The organism is Mucilaginibacter metallidurans (genome assembly GCF_003286435.2).
Lineage (GTDB): Bacteria > Bacteroidota > Bacteroidia > Sphingobacteriales > Sphingobacteriaceae > Mucilaginibacter > Mucilaginibacter gossypii.
In genome coordinates this window covers 7,245,863-7,255,676 of record NZ_CP043449.1, presented here as the reverse complement: position 1 = coordinate 7,255,676, position 9,814 = coordinate 7,245,863, and the positions used below count along the sequence as shown (strand labels likewise).

7 protein-coding genes are annotated in these 9,814 nt (G+C 50.9%); all 7 read right to left on the bottom strand.

Annotated elements, in window-relative coordinates; translation table 11 throughout:
• Window positions 1-15: 15 nt before the first annotated feature.
• Window positions 16-783: a DUF4099 domain-containing protein gene (locus DIU38_RS31390; RefSeq protein ID WP_167516324.1), complete on the bottom strand. Its 768-nt coding sequence runs from the start codon at window positions 781-783 to the stop codon at window positions 16-18.
• Window positions 784-851: 68 nt separating this feature from the next.
• The gene (locus DIU38_RS31385) at window positions 852-6,383 is read right to left on the bottom strand and encodes a helicase-related protein (protein ID WP_112653889.1); all 5,532 of its coding nucleotides are present in this window, start codon (window positions 6,381-6,383) and stop codon (window positions 852-854) included.
• On the bottom strand, window positions 6,373-6,747 hold the full coding sequence (locus tag DIU38_RS31380) for a hypothetical protein (protein WP_112653890.1): 375 nt from the start codon (window positions 6,745-6,747) through the stop codon (window positions 6,373-6,375). Before DIU38_RS31380 ends, DIU38_RS31385 begins: the two co-directional genes overlap by 11 nt.
• A gap of 22 nt (window positions 6,748-6,769) precedes the next feature.
• The gene (locus DIU38_RS31375; RefSeq protein ID WP_243770609.1) at window positions 6,770-7,591 is read right to left on the bottom strand and encodes a DUF4138 domain-containing protein; all 822 of its coding nucleotides are present in this window, start codon (window positions 7,589-7,591) and stop codon (window positions 6,770-6,772) included.
• A 1-nt stretch (window position 7,592) separates the two neighbouring features.
• Window positions 7,593-8,765, bottom strand: a complete 1,173-nt coding sequence (locus DIU38_RS31370; RefSeq protein ID WP_112653892.1) for a conjugative transposon protein TraM — start codon at window positions 8,763-8,765, stop codon at window positions 7,593-7,595.
• A 2-nt stretch (window positions 8,766-8,767) separates the two neighbouring features.
• Window positions 8,768-9,211 (bottom strand): hypothetical protein, encoded by a 444-nt coding sequence (locus tag DIU38_RS31365; RefSeq protein ID WP_146750362.1) that lies wholly within the window; start codon window positions 9,209-9,211, stop codon window positions 8,768-8,770.
• Window positions 9,189-9,803 carry a conjugative transposon protein TraK gene (gene traK, locus DIU38_RS31360; RefSeq protein ID WP_112653894.1) on the bottom strand — a complete coding sequence of 205 codons (615 nt, stop codon included), beginning with the start codon at window positions 9,801-9,803 and terminating at the stop codon, window positions 9,189-9,191. The genes DIU38_RS31365 and traK overlap by 23 nt, the downstream gene beginning before the upstream one ends.
• Window positions 9,804-9,814 lie beyond the last annotated feature (11 nt).

The window sequence follows — 9,814 nt, the reverse complement described above, 5'->3', positions numbered from 1 at the left end:
CAGCATTTAAGATGCTCAGCGTTTCCTGCCTGAAACTTTTAAATTCTCCTGAAAGGTTGGTTGGATTGCCGCATTCATGGCATCATTTTCTTTTTTAAAAGCCGGGCTTTCCTCAGCGATCTGTGCTGTTCCCAATGGCCTGATACCTTCAAGAAGTTCATAGGCCCTTCCATCTTCGGTGTCTTTCGAAAGAATAAGCGACCACCGGTTCGCTAACAAACCGTTGCTGTCCGTAGCTTTATAAACCAGGCTGGTTCCATCCGGCAGGGTTAAGGGGATCGCACGACTGAAGTCGAGCTTTTGGGCCGGACTTAATTCAAAACCATTAATACGGTCCGGCACGGGTACTTTTTCAGGTGCATAGGAAATAAATTCACGGGTTTCCGCATCGTATTCATAGATATACTCATATTCCTTCGACACCTCAGGAGCAATCACGGCAGTCGCCATCCTATAACGGGCGTGCAATTCCCGGCCGTCTAAAAGTGCCTGAATGCTGTCATCTTCTCCTGCAAATGGAAGTTTCGGTTGATGATAAACGGGATGAACACGAATAAATGCCTGCCCCTCGCTATCCCGGTGCAATGATAATTTTGCATCCATTTGTGCGATATTCATGCCATTGGAGGTGAGATCGTGCAGACGCATCAGGGAAGTCCGGCGGCCGGAAAGTAATACATCCAGGTCCTCCGGTTCGATCCTTAAATCGCCGTATTGATCATATAATCCCAGGGACCTCATTTCGGAATCGCTCAGTTCATGGAGCGCAAAAGAGTTACGCATACAAATCATTTAGAGTTAGAACCGCTTGAATGCGGCTAATGCGGTTCGCCGAAGGAGAAAAGGCCATCTTATCTTCCGCCAAATTTTCGTAGCTGCGGTTTTTCTTCCTCTTCCTCCTCTTTTGCTTCGTCATTGTTAAGCGATAACACGTTGTCCTCATCAATATCCTCAACCTCATCGGCATCAATATCCACGATCTTCATCTGGTTATCGCGGATAGTGCCGGCGATCTGTTCCTGCAGGCGGGCAGATTCAGCTTTGAGTTCGGCCAGTTCCTCTTCCTTATCAAAGGTACGGCCCATGATCTTGATGAGTACGGCCTTTTCTTCGTCGGCGATCTTCAGGTCCTTCTGGTACTTCTCGCGCAGGCTGGTTACACGGTCAATGGCACTGATGTAATAGCGTGCGGCCAGTTTCGCGTTGTCGATGTTGGGATGCCCGCTGTTATATAAATACTTGATACCTGAGGCCGGGCTTTCGGCATAGAGGCTGTTGTGATAGCTGTATTCCATAATGCCGTTCCGTTCAATGCCTTCGCGCTGCTGCCGCACATACAGTTCAAAGCCGTATAAGGTGCCGATCTGCTTGTCCTCACTTTCTCCTTTTGCAGGTTTCCAGTTCTGGTACAGGTCGATGATGTGGCGGCCAATGACTTCGGGATCTGCGGCTTGCAATTCAAAGAGCTGGATCGGGTTGTGCTTGGTGCCCTCGGCGTCATGGGTAAGCTGGCCTTGATAGCTTTTCTCGTCGCCGGCCAGTTTTTCCAGTGTCCCGCGCGTTTTTTCCGTATCCCGGTCAATGGTTTCAATGCGGTATCGCGCTTTTGACACTTCTTTAAAATGCGTGGATTTGGAACCTTCCAGTACCGCGATCTTTTTATCGATACGGGTTTTGTCCAGCAGCGAAGTGTCGCCCGACAGGATGGCAATATACTCGGCGAAGTTCATACCGCCCTGCTCGTCCAGAGCGCCCTCATCGATGGAGCGCACGCTGAGCTGGCTGTTTTTGATCTGCGAAATAAAGGTCTGCTTATTTTTCAGCAGGTTGAACTTGTAAGTGTCGAGTGATTGCTCGGTTGCCAGGATGCCTCGGTACACTCTATTATTAAAATGCTGCTTGGCGACCCAGTTGCCGGGGCGTGCGCCGCGCCCGCCGCGCTGGTTGAGGTCGGCAGGACGCCAGGGCAGGTCCAGGTCCCACATGGCGACCACGCGGTTCTGAATGTTATTACCGGTACCCAGCATATCCGTGCTGCCGAACATGGCGCGGATATGGCCCTCGTTCATCAGGCGGAACATTTCCGGGCGTTTCTTTTCCGGCCAGTCGTGGATAAAGGATATCTCGTGGGCCGGGATATTAAAATCCTGCACGAGCTTGTCTTTTAGCGCATTGTAAATATCGAATTGGTCCTTCTTAGGGGTGCCGATGTCGCAAAAGACCAGCTGCGTACCCCGCCATTCCTGGCTCTTATGATAGTATTCATTGATCAGACGTGCGCAGGTGTTGACCTTGTTGTCCGGGTGGTCGCCGTATTTTTCCGCGTCGATCAGGCGCATATCGGCGGACATTTTCTTTGCATAATTGGTCGCGATGAGCATCCGGGCATTATCTTCTTCCTCGGTCAGCGGCGCCCGCCCGATCAGGGTGGCATCGCCGGTTTTTGCAAAGGCCATGAGCCGCTGGATAAAATCCACCTGGTCAGGCGTTGGCTTGAGGTTGATCAGCCGTTCCTCGATCTGCGGCCTGTCCTGTTGGATCTGCTCGGCGGTCTTGTAGTCCGTGATCTCGTTGTAGAACAGCGCCAGCTCAGGCACCTTAATAAAATGCCGGAAGCGCTCTTTCTGGATGATCTCGTTGGTAACCGAAAACTCAAAGTCTACGGTTTTTCGCGCATAGACGGCTGCCCAGGCATCAAAGTTGCTGATCTGCTGCCGTTCCAGTTCACGCGGCCGTAAATACTTAAATATTAAGTACATTTCGGTCAGGCTGTTCGAGATCGGCGTACCGGATAAAAAGGTCACGGCCAGGTCCTGGTCAAACTTCTGCTGCAAAGAGCGGACGGCAAAGAGCATGTTCAGTGCGCGTTGGCTGCCCTGGGGATTACCGAGTCCGGCAACCTTGTTGTGCCGGGTGGTAAAGGTCAGGTTCTTGAACTTATGCGATTCGTCCACGAACAGGTGGTCGATGCCCATCGTTTCAAAGGTGATGCCGGTATCCTGGTTGTTTTCAATGGCATACACGGCGGCATCCAGTTTCGCCTGAAGGTTCCTCTGCTGGATCTGAAGACCTTTAAGCATCTTGCGGGTGATCTCCCCGCCGAGTTCCCGCGCGGTATCTAAATCCAGTTCCACGTTGTTCAGCTCGATCTGCGTGATCTCACGCACGATCTCGGGCGCCTGCGGGATTTTGCCGAACTGGTCGTGCGTCATCACGACGCAATCCCATTGGTTGTTGGCGATCTGACGGAAAAGCTGCTGCCTTTTGCCCGGTGTAAAATCATTTTCACCGGGAGCCAGCACCCGCGCGGCCGGGTAGGCTCTTCTGAAGGTATCTGCGACTTGTACGGCATTGGCTTTTAGCCCTAAAATTGAGGGTTTGAAAACAATGCCCAGCCGTTTCATTTCCATGGCGGCAATGATCATTGTCAGCGTTTTGCCAAGGCCCACCTCATGGTCGATCAGGGCGCCGCGGTTCTGAATGATCCGCCAGGCGGCGTTTTTCTGCGAATCGTAAAGCGCGGGGATACGCAGCGCCTGCAGGTCCAGACCGGGGAACGTCAGGTGGCTGCCGTCATACTCGCGCAGTACATAACAATTATAGGTATCGTTATATTTTTTTTCCAACGCTGATTTCTCGTGGTCCGGCAGCGCCTGCAGCCAGACCAGGAAACGTTCGCGGATGGTTTCGATCTTCTGATGCGCGGCCTGGGTCGCCTCGTTGTCCGGAACTTTCACTTCCTCACCGTTGCGCTTTGTCTTATAGGTAAAAAAAGGCGAGGTGTTTTCCAGTGCGTATTCCAGCAGCGTATGGCCTTTCATTTTCTGGCCGGAACGCGGTGTCACGCTGAACTCCCCATCGGTCACGGCATTGCCGCCGGAATAGCCGACCTTGAACATATCCATCGACGGGAAATACGCTACCTGCGTTTTCAGGCCGAACAGCGAAGTGGCAAAACGCTGATAGTAGTCAGCCGGTATCCAGCGTTCCCCCAGGTTAAAATCCAGCAACTCAAAAGGGATCGGCTCGGGTTGTACCCTGGTAATGGCAGCGAGGCTCCGCGCGACCTGCAGGTCGTCCGGCAGTTCCGTAGCTACGGCTTCGGCCTCGGCGAGTTTCTGCACGACGTTCCCCGACAGGTAATGGTCGCTGGTTTCCCAGGCCATACCTTTAGGGTTCAGATAAATGTGTTTTTCAAGCGCGGCGACCAGTTCGCCCTCCGGCAGCCCGGTCATCTCGCTGATATAGGGCAGATCGACTTTTCCTTTGTCATTCAGACAGCGGGCCAACGCATCGGCGGGGTCGTCAGTTTTGAGCGCTTCCTGCCGTGGAAACACCGGCCCGTTGAGAATATCCGAGCGCACAATGCGCCCTTCCTGCTGTTTTTCCAGCGAATACAAAATGGTAAAACCAAAGGGAGGGTCGTTCAGGATACGCGAGCGATTGAGTGTTTTGTTCAATTCACCATAGGTTTCCGTAAAGGACTGATAATGCCCGTTGAGGGTTGCGCGTAATCCGGGTTGCTCTGTGAGCGATTGCATTTCTGTATCAAAAAGATCGACATAAGCATCCCGGACGGCAACATAAGCCTTATAAAAGGCGCGTTGGTGCTGGTCCTCGAAAGGAAAAAATTCAGCTTCCGTCTCACCCGGTGGACCGATCAGCCCGGCTTTATCGCCATGTATCACGAGCGTATCCTTTACATAAAATGGTTTGAGGTTACGAAAGCCCCTTGGCTTTTCGGCTACCAGTCCGAAGGCAGGTTCCAGGCTGCGGTCGCCTTCATAGACATAATTATATCCAAAACCCTTTAGTTTTGCGGAGAGCACCTTCAGCTCATCAGATAAGGCATTACCACTTAACCATTTGGCTGATAATTTAACTTCCGCGGCATTGGAATACTGCTTATATACATATCGTCCGGTTGCCTTTGAACGGGCGGTCAGCAATACTACCGTATCATGCTCGGGCCTGTCGGTGGTACGAATCGTGCTGATGATACGGGCGGACGATGGTACTACCGTCGCTTCATCGGTATCGGACAAATAAGCCTGCGCCTTACCCACCGGTTGGGGTGCGGTATCAAAAAGTCCGAGCTGGGCAACAACCTTAGTTTCTTTTGGAATGGGAACATCCAGAAAGGTAAACTTTTTGGTTTCTGTTTTTACCGCTTCATTGCGGTGTAACAATTCCCCTTTTTCAAACCCTAACTGTTGCTGCAAGGTCTCAAACCGTATTTTATCGAACCGGGCGTCCAGGTCATTGGCCAGTTGTTCGACCATGGCCGGAAACAGGGCTTCCATATCACCGTTATGCCAGACGACCCGCGCGGGTTTGCCGTATTGATTGGTGCCTTCCGCAATTTCGTCCGCCATGATCAGTTCATGGTGACGGTGGACATAAGCGTTTAATAAATAGTTTCCGTTTTCACCTGTCTGCTCGACGGTGGATAATAACAGTTCCTCCGCTTCTGTAAAACTGTCCTTATGGTCATTCTTTTGCACCAGTAACAAGTGTGAAGGTGCTTCCACATTGGCATTATCCTTCATCAGGTTATCCGGCAGTATCAGCAGACTGACAAAATCCGCCTGCGTAAACAGGTATTTGCGGGCCATAACATTACCGGGCGTGTTTAAAAATGCATCCGTGGTAAGAAATGCCAGCAGGCCGCCGTGACCAATCTTATCCAATCCTTTTGCAAAAAAGTAGTTATGGATGCGATCGGTGATACTGTTGTTTTGAAATGCCTTGTCAAATACAGAGATATTGCCGAACGGGATGTTAGAAGCGATCAGGTCAAACTGCCCCTTTTCATCGGCGGCCGTTTCTTCAAAACCTTTTATCTGAACATCCGAGGGTACTGAAAGCGTTGAACAGATGGCGGAAAGGAGTTTTCCGGTCAGTGAATCTTTTTCTACCGCCGTGATGTTTTGCAGTTCCGGTAAGAGGCGCACTGCTTCCGTAATAAATATGCCGGCTCCGGCGCTTGGCTCATATACGCGTTTGGGAAACAATCCCCGGTCACCGAGTGCAGTATAGATCGCCCTGGGTACGAGGTCTGGTGTATAATAAGCGGTAAGCGAACTATCCTGCAGGTCGTCGAATGCCCGTTTATAACCGTAGCTGCTCAACTTGTCTTTTAATAATGCGTGCAGTTCCATTACCTGCGGATAAAGCCGAAGGTCGGCTTCCGAGGCTTTCATTTTTACCCATTCCTCGCGCTCCGCGTCAGGATAAAGCACCGCCTTCAGACCGCCGAAACCGGAATAGGCTTTGAGTGAGTCAAGCTCATCGCTGTTGAGCCTGCGTTTGCCGTCCCAGTCTAACACGATGCGCAGGGCGGCGATATTGGCCGCCAGTTTCTCACGTGCATTATAGGCCATCACCGCCTCCTTCCAGTAAATAATCGTCAATGGCGGTGATCACCGCATATCGTAACAGGCGGCTGTCGTCCGCTTCCGGCCAGCCGAATTCCTTTAAGGTAATTTCGCAGGCTGCGCAGATATTGAGCAGTTCATAACGGATAATACCTGACTCATGAAAGCGGAGCCAATGCCCATGAAAGTCCTCTTCCAGGACATCTTCCAGAAAATCGAGCGGCGATGATGGCAGGCTTTCGGCAAGGCTGTCAATACCGTCAAAGTCTGCAAGGTATTCCGTTAACGCGTTTCCATCCTGCAGGCGGACATACAAGGCAGGGTCAAGCCGCACCAGCGCTTCTGCGAGGCGAAATGTAGGTTCTGCCATAATTTGTTGGAATTAGGCCCGGCTATCTTGGAAAGACATCGGCGTGAAGCAGATCCTTATAATCAGCTTTCAGGGTCAGGGTGCGCCCCGAAAGCTGTTTTTCACTAAGGCCAATGGCAAATACTTTATTGCCCGGAAAGGTTAGTTTTTTAAATGCGAAGATATTCCGGTAATACCGATCAAAGGAAGGAATGTCCTGTAATACAAAAACGGGTTTAACCTCGACGGACTGTATCGTACTGGCCTTGGTTACTTTCTTGTCCTCGATACTGAAGTGCAACTGGTCAATCGTGTAAGGAAGCCTGGTTTGATTACGAAAGCCGATATCCAGAAAAATATAGTCGCCAAGCGTGTAGATATGGTATAAAAAGCCCTGCAAGCCAAACCCTTTTGCTTTTTCTACCTTATCATCAGGCCGCATGGCCAGCAACCGCAGCGCGTTAGCTTTCAGCTCCGGCTGTGAAAGGCCAACTTCGGGATTATCCAGCGGCCGGCAATCCGATGATTCCACGGCTATTTCCGTCTGTACGGTACCGTCGTGATCATCCTGGCAGAGTACAACGCGATATTGTGCGATAAATTTTTCGCCGGTGATCGTAACCACGGCATCGTTAAAGCGCGTGATGGAATCGCGGGTATGTATGCGCAGGATGTTCGGCACCGGAAGATCACCTGAAATGGCTTTAACGGAAATATCCACAAAGCGGATCGGTTCCGGTGAAACAAAATGGACGGACACGTTTTCAGGCAAATAAACGACCGGGAGGTCGCGTTTTTTTAGCTGGGCAAAACTTTGCCCTTCCATGGTAATGAATGCAGCAAGCAATAACAAATATTTTTTCATGTTAATGGGTATTTTGAATGGTTTGCGGATCGACCAGGTACACATAGGTCCCGTATTTGATCTTTGCCTTATTTTTGCGGATAGCACCGGCAATGGCCGAAGAAGTGGATTGAAATATTTTATCCACGGAGCTCATAAGCAGTTGGTTCCCGGCGCTGCCGGATTCGATGCTTACGCCCTGCATCGTATTACCGCTCAGGTCTTTGGTGAAATCGCGGAAGGCAGATGCGGGAACATACAGCCCTAAAATCCCATCCTGGTCGTATACCGATAATTTTACCGGCAGGATCTGACCACCGGATAGTACCGAGTTGATCACGAAGGTCACCCGTTGCTGGGTAAATCCATTGACCAGGCCATAGAGCGTGCTTCCTTTAGGGATCAGGTTTTTACCAGCCCAAATATCTTCCATCAAGCGCAGGCGGATGCGCGAACCGGCATAGGCAGTTACCTCTTCGTCGATGATCGCCGAGATCAGCTCACTGTGCCCCTCCGGCCTGATGGTGTTGAAATCGACGCTGCCTTCCGGAGCTTTGCGCACTTCGAGGGCTACCGGCTGATTGGCAAGTGCTTTAGCTTTCGCCTGTTGTTTTTGCAGTTCAGCTTTAAGGGCAGGGTCATTCGCTTTTTGCATGCTGTCCACATAGGCCATCTGCTGCTTGAAAACTGCCATAGGATCTTTATCCCTTTGCGTTGCGGTATTCCCGGCATAGTCAGCCGGAGCTGTTTTTGTTTTGCGTTGTGCGGCAAGGGCGTTCAGTGCTGCGGAAACCTGCCGGTCCTGTACAGATGCACTTTGTTTAGGCGGCGGACCGACCATGCCGGAACTGAAGCGCGCTTTCATGGCACGGTCTATGGAATCCAGCTGCATCCGTTGTTTATCGGAATAGCCTGCCGATAATTTGGTGGCTGCGGTTTCGTCATTGGTTACAGGCGTTACCGCTGTGAGCCCGTCGCTTTCTTTATAAGTGTTACGAAAGGCATCCAGCTTATCGGAAAGCGCACTTTTCTTGACATGGGCCGAAACGTCGCCCACATTGCTTTGTATAGCCGCAGCCTGATTAACCGGCACTTTTTCCTTTGCCTTTCCATGAAATACATAAAAGAACAGGCATAGAAAGGGCAGCAATATCAGGGGCACGATATAGCGCGGCTGTTTGAAGTTGATTTGCATAATTAATGAATTTGATGTTGAATAGCGGCAAGGGAATCCAGGGCTCTTTCAAGCCGCAAACTATCCACAGGGGATATCTTCCCTTTAGCCAGGATGTCTTCCACTTCCTGCTTCAGTCCCAGCGTATGTTTCAGTGCCGTCCCTGTTTTCAGTATCCTGGAAAAGCCGTCATCCAGCGGATGCGGGCTTTTTACTTTGGCGGGGTTGTGGTGAGGCGCAGCCGAACCTGGACCACGCCCTTGGGTGGGATGATGAAATATGGTAAAAGACAGGAATACCGACAGCAACAGCAGTACGACCATGCTACCAAAAATGGTCTTGGGGTAGTTCGTACAAAATTGTCCGAAGCTTGTTCCGGCCTGCTCAAAGTAGCTGCCGAATTCCTGCCGCAGCGATCTCCAAAGCGTCTCGCCGGGATCTCTGTTAGAATGAATTCTTTTGAACATCGGAAAGGTCTTTATTTTCAAGGGTCTTCCAGCCGGTGATCAGCACACCATGCGGATTATTGTCGCTACGCGGAATATCTTTCAGGGAGCCTTCGGTGATCAGGGAGCGTGTCAGCGTGGAGCTGCGCCTGTCGATCCGCAATTTGCCATAATAACGGAAATAATGTCTTGGCATATCCAGTACAATAGAGTCCGTTTGCAGGGTCAGTACCGAACTGGAGGACAGAATAGAGGTGAAAAAACCTTTTTCTTTCAGGTCATCATATTCCCGTGCACCGGATTCGTCGATCAGGTACATGGCCCGTTTTAGCTGGTATTCAATGTATTTGTCATCCGGCGTCAGCGAAAAGAACAGCGAATGAAACAGGTCAACGTGTGCCCGGTATTCTGCGGGACGGTTAACTTGAATGTCGGTCTGCCTGGCAAGTATCGGAATATTGTTATCCAGGATATAAACGCTCTGGCGCGCATTCGCTACCTGCCTGAAGGCAAAAACCGATACGATACCGCTGATAACCACCGAACAGATGAGGCTTCCCAAAGCAACCACCGTCGCGAGCCGGATCTTGGCTTCGATATTTTTAATAAGCATGAAACGAATTG